Genomic DNA, 26,044 nt, shown 5'->3' on the forward strand with positions numbered 1-26,044 from the left:
TCAGCTTGCTTCAAGATACTCATGATCAAGCTGTCTGAATACTTAGATGTTTTCATAGAAAATCTCCTTAAATCAAGGTTATTCGATTTTCTACTTTTAAACTCAATTATTTTTAGGGGGGATTACCTATTTAACTCAGTTGGCTGTACAAGATAATAATATTGATGAATTATGGGCTGAAATAGAAGAAGAAACAGAATTAGAAGAAGATGAAGTTTATGCAGAAGAGGATTTAGGCTAATGAGTAATTTAGTCACAATTACATCAAAATTTTATGATCGTTCAGGGCGTCGGGTGATCAACTTAAATGTTATGTCTAGATACCAAGGTTCAAAACGTGAAAATCTTCAGAAAACTGATCTTCATGGGCAGTTTGTATTTCAGGCATCTCCACAAAGAACAGTAGAAATACTGGCAAAACCACCCAATCAAAAAGATTTTACTGTTTTTAAGGTCATTCATACATCTATTGGTTCATCATCACAAGATCCAATAAAAATTCAGTTACCTAAAACAATTGAAGAATATAAACAAAAAGAATTAGGTGAAACCAAAGCTAGAATTGTTACAACTACTTTTAAAGTGGTAGATTGTGCTGGGAAAGTGGTTTCAAATTTTCCTATTCAATCAAGACCTAGAGGGCGGAAAAATGCTTATGAACGATATACCAATGAAAATGGGATCGTGGAGGTATTGTCATCACCACAGCGTGATATTGAAATTTTGGTGTTAACTTCAAATGATCAATTTGTCGTGAAATGTGAGGTAAATTCTAAAAATGGCTCACAGCAGCCGATTTTAATACAACTCGATGAACCATATAGTAATTTCAAAAGCCGATCTGAATTAAAACTAAAAGATAGAACAGGTGAGCAGTTAATTGAAACTCCAACTGATATTGAAATGTTGATGTTGGATACGGGTAAAAAACAGATAATTACCATTTTAAATGGCAGTACTCCATTGTTCAGTATGGTGGGGCAGCGTTTGCAATTTAGAGTATTAAAGCCGAATGGGGATGCTTTAAGCCCTGTGACTTATAGTGCAAAAAGAATGCGTGCAGATGCGGTTGAATTGCGTTTGGATGTGGAGGTTGTTAAAGGTATCACGGCAGAGGGTAGGCCGAGTATTGAGAAAAGTATCAAGTATAATTTAGAGGAGATAGTTTCATTAAGTTTTTTTAAAGCTGTTTATGGCTCTAATAAACTATTTTCTCATCGTGTAATGAAAGGGCGATCGACACATAATACTCCACCTGAAAAATTTGTTATAGAGTTAAACAAAAGCCTAATTAAGCATAATCTTAAAGACAAATTAATGTTATGTCATTTTTTAGCACAAATTTATCATGAGTGTGATCATTTTAATACATTGATTGAGTATGCGAGCGGTAAGGATTATGATATTTCAAATTTTCCACCATCTGTTTGTGATATAAAAAAAAGCCGAGCATGTAGAAGAAGAAAACAAATTTTGGCTGAAGGAAACACATCTTTAGGAGATGGCCCTAAATACAAAGGGCGAGGCTTAATTCAGCTAACTTGGAAAAGTGCGTATAAAAAATATAAAAGCTATTCTGGAATTGACGTGGTTAATAATCCGGAATTACTCTGTGATGATTTATTTCATGCTGTAGATAGCTCAGTCTGGGCTTTTAATGTATTTAAAAATGCTGATAGTTTAATTCACAAAGGATATAAAGATTTAAATGGCACTTATAGTGATAACTATCATTTAAAAGTTGTTGAATCTGTTAGTAGGAGAATAAACGGTGGAAATAATGGTATGGCTGAAAGAAAAAAATTATTTATAAAAATATTAAAAGAGGTTGAGAAAAGAGATGGGTTTAAATAAATTTTATCTATTTTTTTTATTGCTTTTTACTTGTTATGTATCGGCAGAAGAAATATTGATTAAAGAAAAAAATAGTATTTATTATAATGAAAACGGAGAAAATTTCTTATTATTTAATAAAAAAGACTATTGTTTTGATAAAGATGCTTTTTCAGTAGAGTATTTTGGTATTCCTTTAAAAAAATATGTAGTGGTCAATTATACTGAAGACTGTAATCCAAGTGGGCAGTATCGAATATTTGAAATTTCTTCCCTGAAGGCAAAAGAATTTTATTTAAGTCCTTTGTATGATCCTGAATTTATAAATAATCAGATTATTGAAAGGTTCAAAGATGGAGCAATCAGCTACAAAAGAATCTATACATTAAAGTCTGGAAGCTATTCAAGACAAGAGGAATGGAAATCTTTGGCTCCAAACATGAATATAAGTACTTATTTTTTAAATGGTTATAAAGTTTATGTGCTTAAAGATGACTTAGGAAGAGAGATTCAAAATCTGATGATAACTTCTCCTAAAGCATTCTTGTTTGATCGTTATTTTATTCGGAAAAAGTCTTATCTCATCCAAGGGGATCGAGTCAAAATAAACCATATTGCAAAAAACAAAGATAATTTTTTCCTAAGTATTGATTATATTAGTAAAAAAAATGGAGTGGTAAAGGCATATATTATGCTGTCCGATGTTATTTGATGTATAGGATAATCCTCATGAAGTCGCTTTGTAGCAACTTCATGATAGCTTTGATCAACCTTCCAAAACTTCTTCTAGCAGCTCCTCACTTGGGGCAAAGTAATATGCGCCATCCATGGCAGTCACAAAGTGCAATAAACGGTCATGGATGCCATCACCTGAAGTACCAAACATACGTTCTAACATGGCATCAATAATGCTCAAATCTTTGGTATAAGCAATAAAGAATAAACCCTGATCGCCCTGACCATCGCCATAAGGCAGCGAGTGACGCAAAATTTCCATCTCATCGCCTGCATCATCTTCAACGACAGTACGTGAAACGTGCGAATTTTCAGGTTGTACATCTTCATCTAATTCAATCGATTCTAGCTTGGTACGTCCAATCACGTGTTCTTGGGCATCGACTTTGAGCTTTTTCCATTTTTCTAAATCGTGGCAATAGCGCTGTGCAAAAATAAATGAACCATCGGCAAACACGCCTGCATCTTCGCCTAAAAGTGCAACTTCGGCACGATCATCTGGAAATTGTGGGTTTTCGGTACCATCAATAAAGCCAGTCATGTCGCGTCCATCAAAATAACGGAAACAAACCCGTTCATCCAAGACTTCAATTTTGTCTTGAATCCCCTCAAAAAAGGCCTGACTAAGTGCAAAGCAAATATCCGCACGTGTACTGGCGAGGTGAATGATCACATCTGCAGGCACGGCAGGCATTGGGTACGCACCTTGAATCGGTTGTAATTGTTTAAAACCATCTGGAGATTGCTCATAGAGTTGTGCCCAAAGTTCAGGACCAAAAGCAACGCCAGTTTTAATTTGGGCATGTGGATGTTGGGTAATCAAACGATCCCGTGTGCTAAACAAGTCAGCCAATTTTTCTTTTAATTCAGCAATGCTTAAGTATTTTAAACGAAGTACAAGAAAGCGAGCATGATCTGAAGGTAGTGGCAAAATTACAGATTGGGCAGTCATGTATAGCTCCTGAAAATTTGTTGTTTTCTATAAAGTTGACTTTATTGTGCCTGATTGCATGCAGGCTTAATAGCCCGAACCCGATTTTATTCAACGTTTTTAGCCATGAGATTAAGTGAAATATCATATAATGCACTGTCTTGTGAAAAGCAGCGATATATGTCTTATCAAGTTTGGATTGCGTTTATGTTGGCCTGTTGGGTGATTAGTGTTTCACCTGGCGCGGGTGCGATTGCTTCGATGTCGAGCGGTTTGAGTTATGGTTTTCGACATGGTTATTGGAATGCGATTGGTCTACAACTGGCTTTATTATTGCAAATTGCGATTGTAGCCGCAGGGGCAGGGGTATTATTTGCGACAACGCCTTGGGCATTTCTGATTGTGAAATGGTTTGGTGTGGCGTATTTGTTGTATCTGGCGTATTTGCAATGGGTAGCGCCTGCACAGTCGATTGAAATTCAGCATGAGTTGACGCGAAAATCTGCTGGAAAATTGGTGATGTACGGCTTTCTGGTTAATATGAGCAATCCCAAAGCAATTGTGTTTTTATTGGCAGTTTTACCGCAATTTTTAGATTTATCTAAACCGCAATGGACGCAATATGCAATTATGGCACTGACCATGATTAGTATTGATTTGATTGTGATGGCGGGCTATACGGGCTTGGCTGCAAAAGTTTTGCGTTTGTTAAGATCACCGAAGCAGCAAAAATTTATGAATCGTACTTTTGCTGCATTGTTTGCAGGTGCTGCGTTTTTGTTGAGTTTGGTGCATCAGTAATGTCTTCAATTAAACAAAAGTGTATGTTGTAATTATAAAAAAATAGATTGAGATATACGTTGAATATTAAAGGTATACCGCGAGCACTTTATTGGCAACATTGTTGGATTAGCATGTTGCTTTTGAGTTTTTCAACTTTAATTGCAATTGGATTAGCGATTCAGTTTTCAGTAGATAGCGTGTTTTGGCCAATTGCTTTGATGGCACATTTGAGTATCAATTTGATTTTTTCTTTTGTATTTGCCGCTTTGCAAACTTATTTTAAACATACGGTGTGGCAAAGTGTGGTGTTGATTAATATCACAGCTGTGTTGTTGATTGCCATTCATGCAATGTTTTATCTACAAACAATAGATTGGAATGCTGTTTCAGAAGGTCAGCAGCAATTGAGTCTTTTACAGCAAGTGATTCACAGTGATATGGCACTGTGGATAGTGTATATGCTGCCACTTTTAGTCGTAATGCTCATTGCTGCAATACAAAAATATAGATACTCATGAACGAAAAACTAAGCCATGGTTCTGACTTTTTGAACGCTAAAAATCACCGCAAAAATGATCGCCATAGTCATCACAATACTTAAACCTGTCGAAATATTTAAGCCTGCACTTGACCATAAACCTACGCTGACTGCAATTTGCGCCACAATAAACGCCCAAATCACCATTTGTTTAGGCGAGTGAGCCAATAAACGTGCGGTTAAGGCAGGAATCACCAACAATGCACCCATCAATAAAGAGCCGACTGCACGTAAAGCCAATACTGTAAATAATGCCAATAACAACATAAAAATCAGACGTTGCCATTGTGCATTCACACCTTCACTGACTGCAATGTCAGGGTCAATTGCAATTTGAATTTGAGCCTGCCAAAACTTATAGAGTACCGCTAAGGCTGCAATAATGACCAAAGCAAATACGGGTAAATCTGCCCATGAAATGGTGAGTAAATCGCCAAATAAATAGCTCAGCAACTCAGGACGCAAACTCGGAATATGTTGAATAAAGAGCAAACCTGAACAGAGCAAGGTCGCAGAGCAGAGCGCCAATAATGCATCATTCGGCAACCGTGGATCATGTAAAATCCACAAAACACCCACCAATAATAATGCCAAGAATGTCACGCCCATCCACAGAGGCAAACTCAACGCCCCTGCAATCGCCACCCCCAATAAGGTGCCATGCGCCATCGTGTCGGCAAAAAAGGACATGCGTCGCCACAGCATTAAACAGCCAAGTGGGGCGGTCAAAAATACCAATAAACTGCCCATGATCCATGCAGGTAACAGCAATTGTAGCCAATCCATCATGGGTTAAGCTTCCGGTTCAGGGTGAATATGAGGACGTGAATCATGCTGACAAGGCTCGGCATGATCCCCATGTGCACAGTGTTCATGGTGGTGTTGATAAAACACCCGATTGGTTCCAAAAATAGCTTGATATTCAGGATGTTGTTGCACATTCTCGGGCAAGCCGCTGCAGCAAATATGTTTGTTTAAACAGACCACACGATGCGTGCCTTGCATGACCCATTGCAAATCATGCGACACCATCAATACCGCACAGCCATATTTGCTGGGTAAGTTGCGCACATAGTCATACAGTTCAGCTTCGGACTGAATATCTAGTCCTTGCATCGGCTCATCCAGTACTAAAACATCAGGTTGACGTAATAAGGCGCGTGCCAATAGCACCCGTTGCCGCTCACCACCAGACAGTTGTTGTACTTTTGAATCTTGCAGTTTGGCAATGCCAGTATCGCGGATAATTTCTGCTTTAATTGCGTCTGGGCATTTTTCTAAAGCCAGTAAATCTTTCACTCTTAAAGGTAAGCTGTGTGAAGGATTAAACTTTTGCGGCACATAAGAAAAGGTCAATTTGCGAGCATTTACGAGCTTGCCTGCATTTGGTTTGACAATGCCAAGCAAGACTTTAATTAGAGTCGATTTTCCTGCGCCATTGGGGCCAATTAGCGTGACAATTTCATGTGCATGCAATTCAAAATCGACATTTTTTAAAATATCGCGCTCATCTATTCGCACCTGAATATTGTGCAAGGCGATGAGCGGTGCAGTGGTTATTTGCTGTTGCACTGCTGACATTTTCCAGAAATCTCAATAATGCTGTGATGCGGGCTAAAGCGGTCAGAGGCTGCCAACTGATCGAGTTGCTCTAATAAACCTTGCGCTGAAGCTTCTTTAACGACTTTACATTCAGTACAGATCAAAAAAGCCGCTTGGTGTCCTTCACGTGGATGACAGCAAGGAATATAGGCATTGATTGAAGTCAAACGGTGAATTAGTCCTTTTTCCAGTAAAAAATCCAAAGTACGGTACACCGTTGGCGGTGCTGCAGGACGATCAGACTCACTTTTAATTTTCGCCAATAAATCATAAGCACCCATTGGTGCAGATGCCTTGAGAATGAGTTCCAACACTTCTTTACGTAACGGTGTTAAACGAGCACCTGTTGCCGCACATAAACTTTCAGCTTCGGCAAGACGTTGATCGACATTGTGATGGTCGTGAACGCCATGTAATGCATTGTGATGCTCGTGCGAACATAAGCTCATAGCCACCCCAGTTGAACTTTAAAAGAAAAACGACAGTAAATCTTAGCATGAAGCGTTATTAGTTTCGATTATACGTAGGTATTTTTATAAATTTGTTATATTATAACATTTGTCGATTTTTCGTGATATGCCGCAATGTTTCGTTTATTTAGTTTCTGTTTCTTAGCGTTATGCAGTACTGTCAGCATGGCGCAGGCTTTGGTGGTGTCTACCCATCCTATCTATTTGATTGCCCAAAAAGTCACGCAAAATATCGAAACACCCACGTTATTACTGGCAGATCAAACAGGGCATGATGTATCGCTCACGCCTGCACATCGAAAAATCATCCAAGATGCGGATTTAATTATTTGGCTAGGTAAGGCGCATGAAGCACCGCTAGAACGTGTATTACATCAAAATCCTAAAGCGATTGCTTTATTAGATACGGGCATTATGAAAACTTTGCCGCAGCGTTCAGAACGTGGTGCAGCATTAAAAAATACAGTAGACAGCCATGTCTGGCTAGACCCAAACAATGCGGTGCGTATCGGCTTCTTTATTGCCGCGTTACGTTCTCAGCAAATGCCTGAACATCGCGATGCTTATTGGAATAACGCACGTGCCTTCGCACAGAGTTTATTCAAAAGTGCAAGTCAGTTTCAGACTCAAACTGCAGTACAGCCATATTGGGCTTATCACGATGCCTATCAATATTTAGAACGTGCCTTAAATTTAGAATTTTCTGGGTCGATGACCAATGATCCGCATATTGCGCCAACAGTCGCACAAATTAAATATTTGAACGATCACCGACCAAATCCAAAAATGTGCCTACTTGCAGAAGGACATGCCAGTAAAAATCAGTATATGAAATTGAATCCAATTGTGTTTCAAAAGGTCGATGAAAGCATGCGCGGTGCAGATGATTTTGTGCAAGCGTGGCAGCAATTAGCCAAGCAAACCAAGGCTTGTGTATTAAATGCACGAAAATGATGCGTTTTTTAAGCAAAATTGAAATATGACAATTCCGAGACAAACATGCAAAAAAACACGACTAAGGTCGGGAAACGATTGCATGTTCAGGGGGCTAACTCTATAATGCCTGCGATAAAAAACGATCATCAGTTGAACTTGTCAAGCATTAATGCTGTGAGTGGATAAAAAAATGAGCCGAACTAGTCGCTTGATTGACCGACGATTAGCTAAAGCTTTGGTCTTCTTACAAGCATTCATGATTCCAGTTTCAGCCCTGATAGCGTGGGTCTTGAAAGACTCAACGGCTGCCTTAAGCGCTGCACTTGGTGCTAGTGTTTGTTGGTTGGCAAGTTGTTATTTTTCATGGCAGTCGTTTCGAGCAGCAGGTGCACGAGCGTCCAGACAGGTTCTTTCGAACATGTATAGAGGAATGCTCGGTAAGTTTGCAATCGTGATCGTAGGATTCATTTTAATTTTAAGCAATGTACAGCCGTTATCCCCGGTGGCATTGTTTTGTGGTTTTATGCTCGTTCAAAGCATGTCGTGGGTTGCGCCATTTTGGGTGTCACGATTACAAAAACGAGTCTAAACGCAGCAAAAATTGAAAAGTTTTTCAGGAATAGGCGAGATATCAAGCAGCACGCGATGTTCGTTTGTTCTATTAGTTTTTTTACATTGACCAGGTGTGATTTATGGCTGCTGAAGAACATGCCCTTACTTCGACCGAGTATATCAAGCATCACTTGACCAATATGACCTATGGCAAAATGCCAGACGGTTCATGGAAGTTGGCTGAGTCTGCTGAAGAAGCTCAACAGATGGGGTTCACTGCTATTCACTTGGATTCAATGGGTTGGTCTATCGGACTTGGTCTGATCTTCTGTTTATTGTTCTGGATTGTTGCGAAAGCTGCAAATTCAGGCGTGCCTGGTAAATTCCAGTCAGTAATTGAAGTGATTATCGAGTTTGTGGATTCAAGTGTACGTGATACCTTCCATGGGAAGTCTCGATTAATTGCACCCTTAGCATTAACCATTTTCGTGTGGATTTTCCTCATGAACTTGATGGATTTGATCCCTGTTGACTTTATTCCTTATGTAGCTCAACAGGCGATTGCATCTATGCTGGGTGTGGACCCTCATCAGGTTTACTTTAAAATTGTTCCGACTACAGATCCAAACATTACCTTAGGTATGTCTATTTCTGTATTCTTCTTAATTATTTTCTATAGTATTCGTGAGAAAGGTGTTGGCGGCTTCGTTGGTGAGTTGGCACTTAACCCATTCAACCCAAGTAATCCAGTTGCTAAAGTGCTTTTAATTCCATTCAACTTATTGTTGGAATTGACTACTTTCTTGGCGCGACCAGTTTCATTGGCTCTACGACTGTTCGGTAACATGTATGCGGGAGAGTTAATCTTCATTCTTATCGCGTTATTACCGTTCTGGATCCAGTGGGCATTGTCTGTGCCTTGGGCGATTTTCCACATTTTGATTATTACGCTACAAGCATTCATTTTCATGATGTTGACTATCGTGTACATGAGCATGGCAAGCGAAAAGCATTAATGGTATGGCCTAACTGTCATCGGGCGGTTGGGCACACAATTTTTTAACTTAATTTGGTATAAAACCTAACCTCTGAGGAATTATCATGGAACTCACTTTAGGTCTAGTTGCAATTGCATCTGCTATCTTGATCGCTTTCGGTGCTTTAGGTACTGCGATTGGTTTTGGTCTTTTAGGCGGTCGCTTCCTTGAAGCTGTTGCTCGTCAACCAGAATTGGCTCCACAACTTCAAACTCGTATGTTCTTAATCGCAGGTCTTCTTGATGCTGTGCCTATGATCGGTGTTGGTATTGGCTTGTTCTTCATCTTCGCTAATCCATTTGTAGGTTAATCAGCTTAATTCCGAAATTCACTATTTGAGGAATTTGCAATGAATATCAACCTCACATTGTTTGGCCAAGCGATTGCATTTGCGATTTTCGTCGCATTCTGCATGAAGTTTGTATGGCCACCACTAATCAATGCGATTAGTGAGCGTCAGCGTCGTATTGCTGACGGCTTAAATGCAGCTGAGAAAGCCAAAGCTGATCTTGCCGATGCGCAAGCTCAAGTGAAAGCTGAATTAGATGCAGCTAAAGCACAAGCGGCTCAATTGATCGAACAAGCGAATCGTCGTGCAGCACAATTGGTAGAAGAAGCGCGTACCCAAGCATCTGCTGAAGGTGAGCGTATTCGTCAACAAGCGAAAGAAGCTGTTGATACAGAAATCAATTCTGCTCGCGAAGAATTACGTCAACAAGTAGCTGCGCTTGCAGTAACTGGTGCAGAGAAAATTCTTAGCCAGCAAGTTGACGCAGAAGCTCACAATGCCATGCTGACTCAGCTGGCTGCTAAACTTTAAGAGAGAGGCAGATTATGGCTGAACTCTTGACGTTGGCACGCCCATACGCTAAAGCAGCATTTGCTTACGCTTCTGAGCAAGGTGCAACTGACAATTGGTCAACAGCACTTAACTTGCTCAGTGCTGCGGTGCAAGACGAAGCATTTTCAGCTTACTTAAATCGCCCTGAGCTTACGCCTGCTGAGCAGGTGAGTATTTTTGCCAAAGTTTTAGGTGAAGACCAAACTGCAGCAGTGTCAAACTTTTTGACATTGCTTGCTGAAAACAACCGTTTGGCTTTGCTTCCTGAAATTCAAGCAGAATACGAACAGCTCAAATCACAGAATAACAATACTGTGGATGTTGTGATTGAATCAGCATTCCCATTGACTTCTGTACAAGAACAAATTCTTGCTCAAGCGTTAGAAAAACGTTTCGCTGCGGCAGTAAATGTTTCTGTAGAAGTGAACCCAGCGTTAATTGCGGGTGTGGTTATTCGTGCAGGCGACCAAGTGATAGATGATTCTGCGCTTAACAAGCTTGAAAAAATGCGGACACGTCTTTTAGCTTAATTGCGAAGACTGAACTAATAAAAGATTGAGGTATAGCGCAATGCAACAACTGAATCCATCCGAGATCAGTGCGCTCATTAAACAGCGTATCGGCGATCTGGACACCAGCGCGACCGCTAAAAACGAAGGTACCATTGTTATGGTATCCGACGGTATTGTGCGCATTCACGGCCTTGCTGATGCAATGTACGGTGAAATGATCGAATTCGACGGCGGCTTATTTGGTATGGCACTGAACCTAGAACAGGATTCAGTGGGCGTCGTTGTTTTAGGTAACTACTTAAGCCTTCAAGAAGGTCAAAAAGCACGTTGCACAGGTCGTGTATTAGAAGTTCCGGTTGGTCCAGAACTTTTAGGCCGTGTGGTAGATGCTTTGGGTAACCCAATTGATGGTAAAGGCCCTATTGATGCAAAATTAACTGATGCTGTAGAAAAAGTAGCACCAGGCGTAATTTGGCGTCAATCAGTGGATCAACCTGTTCAAACTGGTTATAAATCAGTTGATACCATGATCCCTGTAGGCCGTGGTCAACGTGAGTTGATCATTGGTGACCGTCAAACTGGTAAAACAGCAATGGCGATCGATGCGATCATCGCTCAGAAAAACTCTGGCATTAAGTGTGTATACGTAGCAATTGGTCAAAAACAATCGACTATCGCAAACGTAGTACGTAAGCTAGAAGAAACTGGCGCTATGGCGTATACCACTGTTGTCGCAGCAGGTGCATCTGATCCAGCAGCAATGCTGTATTTAGCTCCGTACTCTGGTTGTACAATGGGTGAATACTACCGTGACCGTGGTGAAGACGCGTTAATCATTTATGATGACTTGTCTAAGCAAGCTGTTGCGTATCGTCAAATTTCATTGCTTTTACGTCGTCCACCAGGTCGTGAAGCGTATCCAGGTGACGTGTTCTATCTACACTCGCGTCTACTTGAGCGTGCTTCTCGTGTATCTGCTGACTACGTTGAGAAATTCACTAACGGTGAAGTTAAAGGTCAAACTGGTTCTTTAACTGCATTGCCGATTATTGAAACTCAAGCAGGTGACGTATCTGCATTCGTACCAACCAACGTAATTTCGATTACAGATGGTCAGATCTTCTTAGAAACATCATTATTCAACGCGGGTATCCGTCCTGCTGTGAACGCGGGTATTTCTGTATCGCGTGTTGGTGGTTCTGCTCAAACTAAGATCATCAAAAAATTGTCTGGTGGTATCCGTACCGCTTTGGCGCAATACCGTGAATTGGCAGCGTTTGCTCAGTTCGCTTCTGACCTTGACGAAGCAACTCGTAAGCAACTTGAACATGGTCAACGTGTAACTGAGTTAATGAAGCAGAAACAATATGCGCCATACTCAATTGCTGACCAAGCTGTTTCAGTTTATGCATCTAACGAAGGCTACATGGCTGACGTAGAAGTGAAGAAAATCGTAGACTTTGATGCTGCGTTAATTTCTTACTTCCGTTCAGAACATGCTGCGTTAATGCAACAAATCGATGAAACTGGTGATTTCAACAAAGACATCGAAGCTGCAATCAAAGCAGGTATTGAAAGCTTTAAAGCGACTCAAACTTACTAATTTAGCATTGGCTAGTTAGGGGTTTGGTTCACGGAATCAACCTTCGGAAGCCTGAAAGGGCTTTCGAATACTAGGTTAAGCGTATGGCAAATTTAAAAGAAATTCGCGCCAAAGTTGCTAGTATCAAGAGCACGCAAAAGATTACTCGCGCGATGCAAATGGTTGCTGCTTCTAAGATGCGTCGTGCGCAAGAGCGCATGGCTCAAGGCCGTCCGTATGCCGAAAATATGCACCGTGTAATTGCTCATTTGGTACAGGCGAACCCTGAATACAAACACCGTTATATGATTGAACGCCCTGTAAAACGCGTTGGTTATATCATCGTGTCTTCAGATCGTGGTTTGGCAGGTGGCTTGAACATTAACTTGTTCAAGAAAGTTGTAAAGCATGTACAGCAACAACAAGAGCAGTCAATTGAAGTTCAGTTTGCTTTAATTGGTCAAAAAGCGGTTTCGTTTTTTAAAAACTACGGCGGTAAAGTGCTTGGTGCAACTACAAACGTAGGTGACGCGCCAAGTCTTGAACAGTTATCTGGCTCTGTGCAAGTGATGTTAGATGCGTACGATAAAGGCGAGTTAGATCGCATTTACCTCGTGTCAAACGGCTTTGTCAATGCCATGACTCAAGATCAGAAAATCGAACAACTTGTTCCTTTAGCATCTGCTGAAGAAAATAAGACTCTTAACCGTCAATACGGTTGGGATTATATCTATGAACCAGAAGCTGAAGAGCTGTTAAATGGTTTATTGGTTCGTTACATCGAGTCTATGGTTTATCAAGGTGTGATTGAAAACATCGCATGTGAACAGTCTGCGCGTATGGTTGCAATGAAAGCTGCAACAGATAACGCAGGTGAACTGATCAAGAGCCTACAACTTATTTATAACAAGCTGCGTCAAGCCGCGATTACTCAGGAAATTTCTGAAATCGTTGGTGGTGCCGCTGCCGTTTAACATTATTAGTTTGAATTGAGGAGACAGCAATGAGTGGCGGTCGTATCATTCAGATCATCGGCGCGGTTATCGACGTCGAGTTTGAACGCAACAGCGTTCCTAAGATCTATGACGCTCTCCAAGTTGACGGTACTGAAACTACATTAGAAGTTCAGCAACAACTTGGTGATGGCGTAGTTCGTACTATTGCAATGGGTTCTACTGAAGGCCTTAAGCGTGGTTTGAACGTAACTAACACTAACGCGCCAATCTCTGTACCAGTAGGTACAGCGACACTTGGTCGTATCATGGACGTTCTTGGTCGCCCTATCGACGAAGCTGGTCCAGTTGCAACTGAAGAGCGTTTACCAATTCACCGTCAAGCGCCTTCTTATGCAGAACAAGCGGCTTCTACTGACCTTTTAGAAACTGGTATTAAAGTCATTGACTTACTTTGCCCGTTCGCGAAAGGTGGTAAAGTTGGTCTGTTCGGTGGTGCGGGTGTTGGTAAAACCGTAAATATGATGGAGTTGATCAACAACATCGCTAAAGCGCACTCAGGTTTATCTGTATTCGCTGGTGTTGGTGAGCGTACTCGTGAAGGTAACGACTTCTATCACGAAATGAAAGACTCTAACGTTCTTGACAAAGTAGCAATGGTCTACGGTCAGATGAACGAGCCGCCTGGTAACCGTTTACGCGTAGCGTTAACTGGTTTGACTATGGCTGAGTACTTCCGTGATCAAAAAGATGAGAACGGTAAAGGTCGTGACGTATTATTGTTCGTAGACAACATCTACCGTTATACACTAGCAGGTACTGAAGTATCAGCACTTCTAGGTCGTATGCCATCTGCAGTAGGTTATCAGCCTACACTTGCAGAAGAGATGGGTGTTCTTCAAGAACGTATTACTTCAACTAAGTCTGGTTCGATTACATCTATTCAAGCTGTATACGTACCTGCCGATGACTTGACTGACCCATCACCTGCTACAACGTTCGCGCACTTAGACGCAACTGTAGTATTGAGCCGTGATATTGCATCTCAAGGTATTTACCCTGCGATCGATCCACTAGACTCAACTTCACGTCAGTTAGATCCATTAGTTGTTGGTACTGAGCATTACGAAATTGCTCGTTCAGTTCAAAACGTTCTTCAACGTTATAAAGAATTGAAAGACATTATCGCAATTCTTGGTATGGACGAATTGTCAGAAGAAGACAAACTTACTGTATACCGTGCACGTAAGATCCAACGTTTCTTCTCTCAACCGTTCCACGTAGCTGAAGTATTTACTGGCGCGCCTGGTAAACTTGTACCGCTTAAAGATACAATTCGTGGCTTTAAAGGTCTTCTAGCTGGTGAATACGATCATATCCCAGAACAAGCGTTCTATATGGTTGGTGGTATTGACGAAGTGATTGCTAAAGCCGAGAAACTTTAATTAGCAGCTCTAATTTAGGAGATTCTCATGGCGACTATGCAATGTGATGTTGTAAGTGTAAAAGAGTCTTTGTACTCGGGCACTGTGACTATGCTAATTGCAAAAGGTGCTGGCGGTGAACTCGGTATTATGCCGGGTCACGCACCACTGGTAACTTTGCTTCAGCCGGGTGCAATCCGCGTTCTGCTGGAAAATGGTACAGAAGAATTAATCTATGTATCTGGTGGCGTTCTAGAAGTTCAACCGCATGTTGTTACGATTCTTGCAGATACTGCAGTTCGTGCAGAAAACTTAGATGAAGCGGCAATTATTGAAGCGCGTAAACACGCTGAACAATTGTTGGCAAATCAAAAGAGCGATTTGGACTCTGCTGCTGCTTTGGCTGCTTTGGCAGAAACTGCTGCACAGTTGGAAACCATCCGCAAAATCAAAAACCGCGCACTTTAATTGTCGGTTTAAGATTGAAAAAAGCCATTCGAAAGAGTGGCTTTTTTTATGCTGTTTGGAATTGAAGCCTTATCTTTGCTTAAGATGCTGTATTGGTAGTTTCAGTAGGCTGATTTGACTCACCTTGTAAAATCATCCCCGCCAGTTTTAGCATTTCAGCTTGAATACTCCCCATTTGCTGTTCCAGTTTCTTAAAGTCCACTTTGCTTAAATCGACTTGTCCATTTAAAAATGGTGAAGCCAAAACTTGCTGATTGGCAGCCAATAAGTTTTGACGGATGGTATCAATTTCCTGTGTTTTTAAGTCTAGGCTGCTTAGTGTTTGATTGAAGCCTTGTAACTGCTGTTGTAATTGAGTCGCTGCAATTTGTAATTGTTGTGGATCTTGCGCATCTACAGCGGTTTGCAATTCAGACTTGGTTTGATTCAGTTGTTCGACATATTGACCTGCTTTGAGCTGTAGATCAGCCACATCGCGCACAATATAGAACATATTGCCACTGCTTAATGGAGCGTTGGTTGGGTTTGTATTGCTGTTGGATGATGCGTTGGAATCATCTTGATTAGTTGTTTGCGTTTGCGGCGTGTTCATTTGATCACAGGCGCTGAGTAGCAAGGCAGAACTCAATAGTGCAAACGGAAGTAGTGTCTTCGAAGATACATTTTTCATATTCATGTGATTTTTGGTACTCATTGAGAATGAATATAAAACGAAAATATGAATAAAAAACAGATTGTTGCAAAGCAATAACAAATCTTAATTTTTTGTCTAAATCAAAAAAAATAGGAGTTTTAAAGAAACTCCTATGAATTACACTTCTTTCATAAAAGAAAAATGATCATAAGTAATGCGTCGAATTGATATTGATAGTCCCTTCTCTTGCGCCATATATGGCTCAGGATGAGGAATATATTCCGCAAGAGGATGAGGGAGCTGAATTATTGATTTAAAGAGAATTTATGAAAGAACTCTTTAACTTGCTGAATAAAAAATTATTTAGCCAATTCAGCCTCAATCGCTTCTACAATGCGCGGGTCATCTGCGGTTAAATCTGGGGCAAAACGCGCCACCACTTCACCTTGTTTATTCACCAAAAACTTTTCAAAGTTCCACAATACTTCAGGTGGTTCATTTGGGGTTAAGCCGTAATCAACCAAATCTTTCCACCATGGGCCTTCACCAATACGTTCAGGAATTGCTTGCGTTAAAGCCGTGTAGAGAGGATGTTTTTCTGCACCCACGACTGGAATTTTAGCAAACAATGGAAAACTCACCTGATAATTCAGTGAGCAAAATTCCTGAATTTCTGTATCGCTGCCCGGTTCTTGTGCCAAGAAATCATTCGATGGAAAGGCTAAAATTTCTAAGCCTTGTGCCTGTTTTGCTGCGTAGAGTTGCTGTAAGCCTTCGTATTGCGGGGTTAAGCCACATTTTGATGCCACGTTCACGATCAACAACACTTTTCCTGCATATTGATTTAATGTGGTTTCCGTACCCTGATTGGTTTTTACTGCAATGTCATAAACTGAAGTGCGCATAGTTGCTTCCTAGAATCTGTATTTTACCGCTACTGTTGTAACTGTAATTTTTGGGTACAGCAAGTTTTATAGCAAAGAAATTTACGACACTGATGGAATCCCGCATAGCCGTGATATTGCGCAGAAAAATGTAATTCGTATCTGCATTTTATTTTATTGATGGATAAATCGAGCGAAAAGTGCCATAAATAGACACTGGGTTTTTAGCACTTTGCATCACAAGTCAGTTATAGAAAAGGGTTTCACAGCAGGTATGCTGTTTGGTACAACAAGGATGATGAATACATGATACGGTCAGATAAAGGCGTATTTTGGGCAATTTTATTGCCATTGATTGCGGTATTGATTTGGTCTTTAAATATTGCAGTAACGAGGTATGTGGCGGAGTATATTTCACCCGTCAGTATCAGTTTTTATCGCTGGTTGATTGCTTTTCTGATTTTAACCCCGTGGATATTGCCCAAAGTTTGGCAGCAGCGTGAGTTGATTCGTCCACATTTGAAACAGTTGGCAGTGCTTAGTGCTTTTGGTTTGGTGCTGTATCAAGGTCTAAGCTATACCGCAGCCAATTACACCACTGCAACCAATATGGGCATTATTAATGCGTTTATTCCCATGTTTACGGTTTTGGTTTCATTGCTGATCTTAAAAGACATTCCGACACGATTTGCGGTTTTGGGCTGCATTATTTCATTTTCGGGTTTGTTGTATGTGATTGCACAAGGAGATTTGCGTCAACTCAGTCAGCTGACAGGACATGCGGGCGATATGCTCATGGTTTTGGCGGTATTTTTTTACGCCTTTTATGGGGTGTTTTTAAAGAAATGGAATTTAAAATTGCCGCTCATGCTGAGTCTTTATGTGCAAATTATATTCGCCTTACTTTACCATCTGCCATTTATTTTGTGGTTCGGCTTGGATCATTTAAATAGCCAAAATGGTTTAAGTGTGCTGTATGCAGGTATATTTCCTTCAATTATTGCACCTTTGGTATGGATGTTGGCCGTTCAATATTTAGGGCCAAATCGCACCAGTATTTTTATGAATTTGATGCCTGTTTTCACGGCTATCATTGCATATTTTTGGTTGGCAGAAGTGTGGGGGAGTTATCACAGTATCGGTGGATTGATTATTTTAACGGGTATTGTGTTGGCACAAATGAAAGCACGCGTACACATTCAAGCAAAAAGTTGAGTTTAATTGGTGTTTTTTTTGATCACATAAAGGTGTATTTAAAATGCCTTTTATTCAAAATTTATACAGTATTGAGTGTTATGAATTATGACAGTTTTTTTAATTTTTCTAAAATAATTGTAAAAATAGTAAGATAATTTAAATTGTTAAGAAAAAAAGATGAATCTTTCATTGAATATTTGTCTTGGATTAATAGGAAAAATCTATTTGTATAGTCGACTAAATTACTCCATAATTCACGTACTGAAAACGATCCACTGTATTCAATAATCAGTGAAATATCATTTGCAGCAAGATTTTCAAACCCTCTGGATGTGCTTTTATACACATCCTTTTTATGCTCAACCATCCCTATATGGTTGAGCTTTTTTTTATCCACTGGAGCGTAAAACCTCGTGGTTCAGCACGAGGATATAAGCGACTGGAGTAAACCATATGAACGACATGAAATGTCGTTTTAAATACTTGTACTATAGTCACTATTAAGAAAAATACTGTTAAAATAATTGGATGAAGACACTCAAATTACGCATAAAAGACAAACATTGCAAGGCACTAAACCAACTAGCGACCGAAGTCAATTTCGTCTGGAATTATGTCAATGATTTGTGTTTCAAACACCTACAACAAAAACAACAATTCTTTTCAGCATACGACCTTGCAAAATACACGAAAGGCACATCGAAAGAATGCAACTTGCACAGTCAAACTATTCAGGCAGTGACAGAAGAATTGGTCACAAGACGCAAGCAGTTCAAAAAAGCAAAACTAAAATGGCGTGTCAGTAATAAAAAATCAGCTAGACGTTCACTGGGTTGGATACCGTTTAAAAAGGTTGCAATCAAATATGCTGATGGCTATGTTGAATATGGCAAGCATCAATTTAAACTATGGGATAGTTACGGATTAAGTCAATACAATATCAAAACAGGCACATTCGTAGAAGATAGTCGTGGACGTTGGTATGTTTGTCTTGTAGTTGATGCAGTCAAAATAGAAAAAAACAACGCTAAAACCTCAATTGGCATAGATTTAGGTTTAAAAGATTTAGCGACTTGTTCAGATGGCGTAAAACTTAAAGCACCTCAAATCTATCGGCAATATGAACAAAAACTTGGTATTGCTCAACGTGCAAAAAATAAGAAACGTGTCAAAGCCATCCATGCCAAGATTAAAAATGTAAGACAAAACATGCTGCATCAATTCAGCCGAAAACTGGTGAATGAACATGCAGCCATCTTCGTTGGCAATGTGAATGCCAAAGCATTAGCACAAACCAGATTAGCTAAATCAGCGCTAGATGCCAGTTGGACAACACTAAGAACCATGCTCAAGTATAAATGCGAGAACGCAGGGGTATGTTATGAAGAAGTCAATGAAGCCTATACCACCCAAATTTGTTCGTGCTGTGGCTCACGCTCCAGTAGTCCGGAAGGTAGAGCAGGACTTGGAATAAGAGAATGGCAGTGTGTGGAGTGCGGTACGCTCCATGATCGGGATGTAAATTCCGCACTGAATATTCTTGCGCTCGGGCATGAGCGTCTAGCAGTAGGAATCTCCGTCCTTTAGGTCGGGGAGGATGTCAACTAAAATTTGTCTAAAGCTAGGCGCGAATCACTGCCCCACTCTCTGCATCTAAAATACGGCTAGGTTGCTGGCTTAAACCCAAATCACCATTTAAGTAGTGCAATTGTTGATGGAAATATTGCGTTGTCTCTTGCAAAGAGCGTGCAGGGGCAAGTCCCGCAGGATTGGCACTGGTCGATACAATAAAGCCATCAAAGGCATGGCATAACGCCATACATAAAGGATGATTGGTTACGCGCACCGCTACTTTGGGGTGTTGACCTGTAATCCACTCTGGAATTGCGGCTGTGCTGGGTAATAGCCAGGTGGTTGCTCGATCTGTGGGGTAAGTATTCGTCCATGACGCAATTACGCGATCTCGCATTTCGGGGTTTAAATCCTGCAGCAAATGCTCTACTTGTGACAGATGTCCTGCCAGTAAAATCACACCTTTTTCAATCGGACGCTGTTTCAGACGCAAAATTTCCAAAAATGCCTGTTGATTATATGGATCACATCCCAATCCCCAAACCGCCTCTGTAGGATAGGCCAGTACCTGTCCTTGTTGTAGACATGCAGCGGCTTCGGTGACAGAAGTTGTAATCATGGGAGTTTTACCTAAACAGAAACGTGAAATAGGCGCTTATTGTGAACCTTATTTGAGTGGACGACAACGCAGATATAAACCTGATTGTTGTAAACAGAAGCCCATGAGTTCCAGTTCCATTAATGCGCTGGTGAGTGTGGCAATATCTAAATTCAGTTGCTGTGCCAAGTGATCGATGCTTTGTCCGACCCAATCCAGTTGTTGATACAGTGCCAATAAATGCTCGGGAATATGCGGTGTACTTGTATCTGCTGTTTTTGTTGTGGTGGTTTGAAGTATTGCTTCAGTCGGTGGTGTAGATAATTTTGCTTTTGTTGAAGCTGCTGTAGTCTGATTTTGGCTTGATGCTATTTGGTTTTGTTGATATTGCCATTGGGTGGGTAGGGCTAAATCTTCAATCACTTGTTCAGGATGATCCACTAAAATTGCACCTTCACGAATCAATTGGTGGCAACCTTGATGAAATTCACTGTAAATATGTCCTGGAATGGCAAAAATTAATTTGCCTTGCTCTGCTGCCAGTTTCGCGGTAATCAGCGAGCCACTATTTAAACTGGCTTCAGCAACAATCACGCCTAAACTTAGTCCACTGACAATACGGTTACGTCGTGGAAAATGTTGCTGTAAGGGCTTAGTCTGTGGTAAAAACTCCGTAATCACGGCACCATCAGATTCTACAATTTTTTGGCGCAGGCTGTGATGTGCACTTGGATAAGTGCTGTCCAAACCTGTGCCCATGACTGCAATGGTACGTTGATGTTGCAAAGCACCTTGATGTGCGGCTTCATCAATACCTTGTGCCAAACCACTATTGATAAAGAACCCTTGTTCACTTAAATAATAAGCAAAATCATAAGCCACTTGCCGACCATGCGGGCTGGCTTTGCGACTGCCGACAATCGCAATTTGCGCTTGCAACAAAGCCTGTGCATTGCCTTGCCCAAATAAAATGGGTGGCTTGTTGGAATAGGGTCGTAACTGATTGGGATAGTCCGCATCGTCCAAAGTTAGAATAAAATCGCACTGCTGTTGCAGTTGATTCAGACATTGTTCAAAGGCGAGTTGCCCTGTTGGGCTGAGATATTCTTTGGCGCGTTGTAGATGGTTGGCATGAATGCGCACATCTGACCATGTGAGGAGGTGTTCGGGCTGCACTGCGGCAGCCACGGAACCATAATGTTGTACGAGTTTGGAAAAACTAGACAGTGAATGTTGAACCAAATACCACAACAAAATGTAGTTGATTTGCTGTGGGCTGAATGAATTCAACATCACCATCTTAAACCGTTTTAGTCGTCCATTCGTGGTGCTTGTAAGCTCGCACCGACTTTAATAGGCAATTCGCTGTCTAAGACATAGGCGTAGCTAATGTGGTCAAAGCTCTTGAAGACCATGATATTGCCAATACGTTCGCCTGGAAGCTGAACACGTTCTTTGGTTTTCGGGTCGGTGACCACTTCGCCTTTTTGCGCTACGCTAAACACATGACCAGATTGCACGCCATGTAATGTACCGCGATCAATTGCCACAACACTGTGTTTTGCTGCAGTACCAATCGAACCCATCACACGTAGCACTTGACCACCTGTGCTGACATTTTCAGCATGCGTTGGGTAGAACAAGGTTGGCAGCATTGGGTCATAAATTGGTAAGACGCGATCACCACGACGCACTTCGGCATTGTAGGTATCGGTCAATTCAAGTGTGGTGATGTCATTTTCACCACGTACTGCAATACCTGCAGCAACTTGAGTGAGTTCAATGCCTGCATTGAATTTTTGACCATTGGCATCGGTCAGCATGTACGGTTCGCCTTCACGATATACACCGTAGCGTTGACCTACTTCCAGACCTGCACCACGTGCATACACACTTTGACCTTTAGCAGCTAAAACACGTTGATCAGAAGTACCTAAAATATATGGTGTGCCTTGTAACGCATCTGCGGCAATAATGCTGCTGCGCTCTAACCAGTGCTTGATGTATTCCAGTGGGATCACAGGAATTGTATTATTTAAAGATTCTACGCGAATTTGCGGCTGTAAATTGGTGCTCTTGCCTGTGTAACGACGAATAATGCCTTCACAGCCATCACCTTCATCTTTACCAATAATTGGGCGACCTTCATAGGTACACATTAACAAGCGGTCACCCGGGAAAATCCAGTGTGGATTTTTCACGTGGCGGTTGCTTGCCCAAATTTCAGGCCAGCGTAGTGGATTATTCAGGAATTTTTTAGAAATATCCCACAAAGTATCGCCTTTTTTCACCACATACACATTCGGTGCATTGGCTTTTAAAGCAGGCGGATTAATATTTCGTGCAGGTGCTGCTTCAGCCACACTCATTGCCCCAAGTCCCACAGTGAGACATACAGCGAGCGCTAAAACTTGCTTTTTAAACCCCAAGACACGAAAAGAGGATGTGTCTGTCAAAACCTTTTTCATTATCATAATTCCTAAAATTATGTATGTAGTTGCGTTATAATAACGATCTTACACACATTTTTTTGATGAAGCATTCCTTCATTCGGTTTTTTGATCAATGGCATATAAGTGAGGACGTCCCATGGCCTTATTACCTATTTTAAGTTTCCCGGATCCCCGTTTGCGTACCATTGCCAAACCAGTTGAAGAAGTGACCGACGAAATTCGTCAGCTTGCTGCAGATATGTTTGAAACTATGTATGCCGCACCAGGAATTGGTCTAGCTGCGACACAGGTAGATCATCATATTCAGCTGATTGTCATGGATTTATCTGAAAATAAAGATCAACCCATGGTCTTCATTAACCCCAAAGTTACCCCATTGACTGAAGAGACCCAACCGTATGAAGAAGGGTGTTTGTCAGTGCCTCAAATATACGACAAAGTTGAGCGTCCGTCACGTGTAAAAATTGAAGCGATTAACCTTGAGGGTCAAACCTTTGAGCTAGAAGCAGATCAACTTCTCGCTGTTTGTATCCAACATGAAATGGATCACTTAAATGGTAAATTATTTGTCGATTATTTATCACCACTCAAAAGACAGCGTGCCCGTGAAAAAGTGGAAAAAGTAGTACGTCAGCGTCAGAAAGAAAAAGTGGCTGTGAAGCGTTAAAACAAACAACCATCTAGTTGTCTATGTTTAGACCAAAGCATAAAAATCAGCCCAATTTCGATTGGGCTTTGTTATTCTTGCGCCACACAAATTCAGGATAGATGTTTTTGTTGTTGCGTAGTGGCTTACTGCTTTCATTTATCGCAGTTTTTTTACAGATTGCTGTATTTTTACAGCCTTTGCTGCCTGAGCAATATCAAGTTGCGCCAGTCTGTGAAACCATCACGCGTGCACTTTTGTTGCCACAAGCTCACGCCGTGCAAACAAACTCTTCGCATGCTGCGCATTCATCTACATCGCAAGCTGATGATCAACAACTGACTGCACAGCATGAACATCATCATCACGATGCTTCACATCAATGTCAGTATTGTACGGTCTATGGTAACTTGGTCTTGCCACCTGAATTAGAGCTTAAAGAAGTACTTGATCGCATTCAGGTGCGTCTTTTGGCTTTCCAAAAACGTTTTCAACACGTTTGGTTTGCACTTCAGCAACTCTTTTTACTTCCGCAGGGACGTGCTCCACCTCACTTTGCATAAATTTAATGTTTTTCGGGTTTGCTTTGACCCTAACTGTATTTATGTTTTGAAGTGAGAAATAAAATGGCTCAGCCTAAATTTTTATTACAGCCTGTTGCGGCTGCAGTTTGTGTTGCCTGCTATTCAGCAAGTGCGCTTGCCGATCAAAGTATGCTGTCTGCGAATACGCATAGCCTTGCGCCTATTGTTGCAACCGCACAACAGGGCAATGATGCCAATGGTTTAGTGGTTCGTGCTAATCCAAAACAACCCATTCAGCCGATTCCAGCCACAGATGGTGCAGACTATTTGCAAAGCATCGTCGGCTTTAGTGCGGTCAACAGTGGTGCGGGTACTAATGGTGATGTGACCTTCCGTGGCATGTTTGGTTCACGTATTAAAATTTTAACCGATGGTTCTGAAAACTTGGGTGCATGCCCGAGTCGTATGGATTCACCAACCTCTTATATTTCACCAGAAAGTTTTGATGAAATTACCGTCATTAAAGGCCCGCAAACGGTGCAATATGCCAACACGGGTTCGGCAGCAACGGTATTGTTTGAGCGTAAGCCTGAGCAATTTGGTGAAGGTCAAAACTATCGTGGCCAAGCCAGTGTCTTGATGGGGTCATTTGGCCGTTTAGATCATAATGTTGAAGCGGCTGCGGGTGATGAGCAGAAATACATTCGTTTAAACGCCAACCGTTCTGTAGCAGATAGCTATAAAGATGGTAATGGTACAACTGTTCCTTCGGATTGGGAGCGTTGGAATGCTGATGTCGCTTTAGGTTGGACACCCGATGAAAACACTTGGCTAGAACTGACGGGTGGTCGTGGTGATGCTGAAGTGGTTTATGCGGGCCGTACAATGGATGGTTCTGAATTTGACCGCGAAAGTTTAGGTTTACGTGTAGAAAAGAAAAATATCACCGATGTGATTAAGAAAATTGAAGCACAGGTGAACTATAGCTTTAACGATCACGTGATGGATAACTATAGTCTGCGTAAAGTAGGTATGGCACAACATCACATGACAAAAGAGTGGGTGGAAGCTAAATCTGCAATGAATGTGACACGCCGTACTTTAAATGCACGGATGGCTGTAACGCATGAGTGGGATAAGCTGCAGTTTATTACAGGTATTGATAGTCAACAGAATAAACATGGTAAAGGCATGTATTCAGCCACAATGCCGAAAATGAACTTCCCTGTAACAACCGATATGGAATTTCAATCTTATGGCGGTTTTGGTGAATTGAGTTATCAACTCAACGATCAAAATAAATTAGTTGCAGGTGTGCGTATTGATCAAGTTGAAGTTGATGCAGTGCAAACAGCTCAACAACGTAAAGAAACTTTGCCAAGTGGCTTTATTCGTTTGGAAAATCAACATCCGCACCATGATGCTAAAACTTATGTCGGTTTGGGCTATGTAGAGCGTATGCCTGATTATTGGGAATTGTTTAGTCCTCTGTCGGGTAACGGAAATAAAAATACGTTTAATCACATTGATACTGAAAAAACCCTTCAATTGGACTTTGGCTATCAACATGAACATGGTGCATTCAGCTCTTGGGCATCGGCTTATGCAGGTTTAATTAATGATTATATTTTGACGAATTACAAACTGAGAGATGAAAACAAGCCTCAGAGTAAAGAAAATCCTTTAGAGGCGCATACTCGCAATGTGGATGCAACGATTGCAGGTGCAGAAGTTGGTATTGCTTATCAATTTACCGATGCTTTACAGGCTGATGTGAGTGCCATGTATGCGTGGGGTGAAAACACTACGGACAATACGCCGTTACCACAAATTTCACCTTTGGAAGGACGTTTAAACCTACGCTATGTTCAAGATAGATACACTTTAGGTGCATTATTACGTGTAGTCGATGGTCAAAGTCGTATAAGTAAAGATGAAGGTAATATCGTAGGTTACGACCTCAAAGAGAGCAGTGGCTTTGGCGTGTTGTCTTTAAATGGCAGCTATAACCTCAATAAAAGTGTTGATGTGTCTGTGGGTGTTGATAACGTTTTGGATAAAACGTATAGCGAACATTTAAATAAACTAGGTTTAAATGGGACTGGTAGTGCAGCAAAAGTTCAGTTTAACAATAGTGGTCGTAACTATTGGGCGCGTATCAGTATGAAGTTCTAATTTGAACTTTATTTAAACCAAAAGCAGGGTTTAGGCTCATTGCTGTCCCACAATTTTTCACAAGAGGAAGCTCATTTGAGCTTCCTCTTGTTTTATGGGTATTTTATCGGGTGAAAATAAAGCTTTTAAAGTTCTTCTTTCAAACAAATTCACTTGAATTATTC

Annotated in this window: 29 protein-coding genes; 19 read left to right on the plus strand and 10 right to left on the minus strand. The window is 41.1% G+C overall.

What is annotated here, in order from left to right; all coding sequences use genetic code 11:
• Positions 1–240: 240 nt before the first annotated feature.
• Both AC07E5_RS00005 and AC07E5_RS00010 read left to right on the plus strand, forming a co-directional pair.
• Positions 241–1,854, plus strand: coding sequence for a glycoside hydrolase family 19 protein (locus AC07E5_RS00005; protein ID WP_131261260.1), 1,614 nt, complete (start codon positions 241–243; stop codon positions 1,852–1,854).
• Complete coding sequence (locus AC07E5_RS00010; protein ID WP_279186293.1) at positions 1,841–2,545, plus strand: hypothetical protein; 705 nt, start codon at positions 1,841–1,843, stop codon at positions 2,543–2,545. Before AC07E5_RS00005 ends, AC07E5_RS00010 begins: the two co-directional genes overlap by 14 nt.
• A gap of 54 nt (positions 2,546–2,599) precedes the next feature.
• Here AC07E5_RS00010 and AC07E5_RS00015 read toward each other — a convergent pair whose 3' ends face one another.
• The gene (locus tag AC07E5_RS00015) at positions 2,600–3,520 is read right to left on the minus strand and encodes a Dyp-type peroxidase (RefSeq protein ID WP_279186292.1); all 921 of its coding nucleotides are present in this window, start codon (positions 3,518–3,520) and stop codon (positions 2,600–2,602) included.
• A gap of 159 nt (positions 3,521–3,679) precedes the next feature.
• Here AC07E5_RS00015 and AC07E5_RS00020 point away from each other — a divergent pair, with 159 nt between their 5' ends.
• A complete protein-coding gene (locus AC07E5_RS00020; protein ID WP_180009307.1) occupies positions 3,680–4,300 on the plus strand; it encodes a LysE family transporter in 621 nt (206 codons plus the stop codon).
• A 113-nt stretch (positions 4,301–4,413) separates the two neighbouring features.
• Positions 4,414–4,800, plus strand: a complete 387-nt coding sequence (locus AC07E5_RS00025; protein WP_279186291.1) for a hypothetical protein — start codon at positions 4,414–4,416, stop codon at positions 4,798–4,800.
• 8 nt (positions 4,801–4,808) lie between these two features.
• On the opposite strand, the gene znuB is transcribed toward AC07E5_RS00025, so the two are convergent.
• Genes znuB through AC07E5_RS00040 form a run of 3 tightly spaced genes read right to left on the minus strand, consistent with a single transcriptional unit; the run spans position 4,809 to position 6,871 of the window.
• Positions 4,809–5,609 (minus strand): zinc ABC transporter permease subunit ZnuB, encoded by an 801-nt coding sequence (znuB, locus tag AC07E5_RS00030; RefSeq protein WP_136144783.1) that lies wholly within the window; start codon positions 5,607–5,609, stop codon positions 4,809–4,811.
• Positions 5,610–5,612: 3 nt separating this feature from the next.
• Positions 5,613–6,401, minus strand: a complete 789-nt coding sequence (gene znuC, locus AC07E5_RS00035) for a zinc ABC transporter ATP-binding protein ZnuC (RefSeq protein ID WP_004970152.1) — start codon at positions 6,399–6,401, stop codon at positions 5,613–5,615.
• Positions 6,377–6,871 carry a transcriptional repressor gene (locus AC07E5_RS00040; RefSeq protein WP_004970151.1) on the minus strand — a complete coding sequence of 165 codons (495 nt, stop codon included), beginning with the start codon at positions 6,869–6,871 and terminating at the stop codon, positions 6,377–6,379. The genes znuC and AC07E5_RS00040 overlap by 25 nt, the downstream gene beginning before the upstream one ends.
• Before the next feature lie 135 nt (positions 6,872–7,006).
• Between AC07E5_RS00040 and AC07E5_RS00045 the strand changes: the two genes are divergently transcribed.
• The 10 genes from AC07E5_RS00045 to AC07E5_RS00090 all read left to right on the plus strand — a co-directional run bounded on the left by AC07E5_RS00045 (position 7,007) and on the right by AC07E5_RS00090 (position 15,197).
• Complete coding sequence (locus AC07E5_RS00045; RefSeq protein WP_131261254.1) at positions 7,007–7,846, plus strand: metal ABC transporter solute-binding protein, Zn/Mn family; 840 nt, start codon at positions 7,007–7,009, stop codon at positions 7,844–7,846.
• 172 nt (positions 7,847–8,018) lie between these two features.
• Complete coding sequence (locus AC07E5_RS00050; RefSeq protein WP_004970147.1) at positions 8,019–8,417, plus strand: ATP synthase subunit I; 399 nt, start codon at positions 8,019–8,021, stop codon at positions 8,415–8,417.
• A gap of 103 nt (positions 8,418–8,520) precedes the next feature.
• Positions 8,521–9,396 carry a F0F1 ATP synthase subunit A gene (gene atpB / locus AC07E5_RS00055; RefSeq protein WP_004970145.1) on the plus strand — a complete coding sequence of 292 codons (876 nt, stop codon included), beginning with the start codon at positions 8,521–8,523 and terminating at the stop codon, positions 9,394–9,396.
• A gap of 85 nt (positions 9,397–9,481) precedes the next feature.
• A complete protein-coding gene (atpE, locus tag AC07E5_RS00060) occupies positions 9,482–9,727 on the plus strand; it encodes a F0F1 ATP synthase subunit C (protein ID WP_000424060.1) in 246 nt (81 codons plus the stop codon).
• A gap of 39 nt (positions 9,728–9,766) precedes the next feature.
• A complete protein-coding gene (locus AC07E5_RS00065) occupies positions 9,767–10,237 on the plus strand; it encodes a F0F1 ATP synthase subunit B (protein ID WP_004970142.1) in 471 nt (156 codons plus the stop codon).
• A gap of 14 nt (positions 10,238–10,251) precedes the next feature.
• Positions 10,252–10,788, plus strand: coding sequence for a F0F1 ATP synthase subunit delta (locus AC07E5_RS00070; RefSeq protein WP_004970141.1), 537 nt, complete (start codon positions 10,252–10,254; stop codon positions 10,786–10,788).
• Between the two features lie 40 nt (positions 10,789–10,828).
• Positions 10,829–12,373, plus strand: coding sequence for a F0F1 ATP synthase subunit alpha (gene atpA, locus AC07E5_RS00075; protein ID WP_004970138.1), 1,545 nt, complete (start codon positions 10,829–10,831; stop codon positions 12,371–12,373).
• Positions 12,374–12,456: 83 nt separating this feature from the next.
• Positions 12,457–13,326: a F0F1 ATP synthase subunit gamma gene (gene atpG, locus AC07E5_RS00080; protein WP_004970136.1), complete on the plus strand. Its 870-nt coding sequence runs from the start codon at positions 12,457–12,459 to the stop codon at positions 13,324–13,326.
• A gap of 29 nt (positions 13,327–13,355) precedes the next feature.
• A complete protein-coding gene (atpD, locus tag AC07E5_RS00085; RefSeq protein WP_004970134.1) occupies positions 13,356–14,750 on the plus strand; it encodes a F0F1 ATP synthase subunit beta in 1,395 nt (464 codons plus the stop codon).
• A 27-nt stretch (positions 14,751–14,777) separates the two neighbouring features.
• Positions 14,778–15,197 (plus strand): F0F1 ATP synthase subunit epsilon, encoded by a 420-nt coding sequence (locus AC07E5_RS00090; protein WP_004970132.1) that lies wholly within the window; start codon positions 14,778–14,780, stop codon positions 15,195–15,197.
• A 79-nt stretch (positions 15,198–15,276) separates the two neighbouring features.
• Here AC07E5_RS00090 and AC07E5_RS00095 read toward each other — a convergent pair whose 3' ends face one another.
• Together AC07E5_RS00095 and AC07E5_RS00100 are read right to left on the minus strand one after the other, a co-directional pair.
• Positions 15,277–15,867 (minus strand): PM1805 family lipoprotein, encoded by a 591-nt coding sequence (locus tag AC07E5_RS00095; RefSeq protein ID WP_154321292.1) that lies wholly within the window; start codon positions 15,865–15,867, stop codon positions 15,277–15,279.
• 323 nt (positions 15,868–16,190) lie between these two features.
• Positions 16,191–16,736 (minus strand): glutathione peroxidase, encoded by a 546-nt coding sequence (locus tag AC07E5_RS00100; RefSeq protein ID WP_004970127.1) that lies wholly within the window; start codon positions 16,734–16,736, stop codon positions 16,191–16,193.
• 285 nt (positions 16,737–17,021) lie between these two features.
• Here AC07E5_RS00100 and AC07E5_RS00105 point away from each other — a divergent pair, with 285 nt between their 5' ends.
• The gene (locus AC07E5_RS00105; RefSeq protein ID WP_096902732.1) at positions 17,022–17,930 is read left to right on the plus strand and encodes a DMT family transporter; all 909 of its coding nucleotides are present in this window, start codon (positions 17,022–17,024) and stop codon (positions 17,928–17,930) included.
• An 85-nt stretch (positions 17,931–18,015) separates the two neighbouring features.
• Here the strand turns inward: AC07E5_RS00105 and AC07E5_RS00110 are convergent, their stop codons facing one another.
• A complete protein-coding gene (locus tag AC07E5_RS00110; protein ID WP_004970123.1) occupies positions 18,016–18,309 on the minus strand; it encodes a hypothetical protein in 294 nt (97 codons plus the stop codon).
• Positions 18,310–18,440: 131 nt separating this feature from the next.
• Between AC07E5_RS00110 and AC07E5_RS00115 the strand changes: the two genes are divergently transcribed.
• The gene (locus tag AC07E5_RS00115; protein ID WP_498624453.1) at positions 18,441–19,499 is read left to right on the plus strand and encodes an RNA-guided endonuclease InsQ/TnpB family protein; all 1,059 of its coding nucleotides are present in this window, start codon (positions 18,441–18,443) and stop codon (positions 19,497–19,499) included.
• Between the two features lie 34 nt (positions 19,500–19,533).
• On the opposite strand, the gene tsaC is transcribed toward AC07E5_RS00115, so the two are convergent.
• From tsaC to AC07E5_RS00130, 3 genes are read right to left on the minus strand one after another with little or no spacing between them, the layout of a single operon-like run.
• Positions 19,534–20,103, minus strand: a complete 570-nt coding sequence (tsaC, locus tag AC07E5_RS00120) for an L-threonylcarbamoyladenylate synthase type 1 TsaC (protein ID WP_004970120.1) — start codon at positions 20,101–20,103, stop codon at positions 19,534–19,536.
• 48 nt (positions 20,104–20,151) lie between these two features.
• On the minus strand, positions 20,152–21,375 hold the full coding sequence (gene dprA, locus AC07E5_RS00125) for a DNA-processing protein DprA (RefSeq protein WP_371972113.1): 1,224 nt from the start codon (positions 21,373–21,375) through the stop codon (positions 20,152–20,154).
• A gap of 17 nt (positions 21,376–21,392) precedes the next feature.
• On the minus strand, positions 21,393–22,550 hold the full coding sequence (locus AC07E5_RS00130; RefSeq protein ID WP_179990679.1) for a LysM peptidoglycan-binding domain-containing protein: 1,158 nt from the start codon (positions 22,548–22,550) through the stop codon (positions 21,393–21,395).
• Positions 22,551–22,671: 121 nt separating this feature from the next.
• On the opposite strand from AC07E5_RS00130, the gene def reads away from it, so the two are divergent.
• The 3 genes from def to AC07E5_RS00145 all read left to right on the plus strand — a co-directional run bounded on the left by def (position 22,672) and on the right by AC07E5_RS00145 (position 25,880).
• Positions 22,672–23,202: a peptide deformylase gene (gene def, locus AC07E5_RS00135; RefSeq protein WP_154321169.1), complete on the plus strand. Its 531-nt coding sequence runs from the start codon at positions 22,672–22,674 to the stop codon at positions 23,200–23,202.
• A gap of 101 nt (positions 23,203–23,303) precedes the next feature.
• Positions 23,304–23,744 (plus strand): DUF2946 family protein, encoded by a 441-nt coding sequence (locus AC07E5_RS00140; protein ID WP_394803982.1) that lies wholly within the window; start codon positions 23,304–23,306, stop codon positions 23,742–23,744.
• A gap of 63 nt (positions 23,745–23,807) precedes the next feature.
• Positions 23,808–25,880 carry a TonB-dependent copper receptor gene (locus AC07E5_RS00145; RefSeq protein WP_317098427.1) on the plus strand — a complete coding sequence of 691 codons (2,073 nt, stop codon included), beginning with the start codon at positions 23,808–23,810 and terminating at the stop codon, positions 25,878–25,880.
• Positions 25,881–26,044 lie beyond the last annotated feature (164 nt).

The organism is Acinetobacter seohaensis (genome assembly GCF_056431365.1).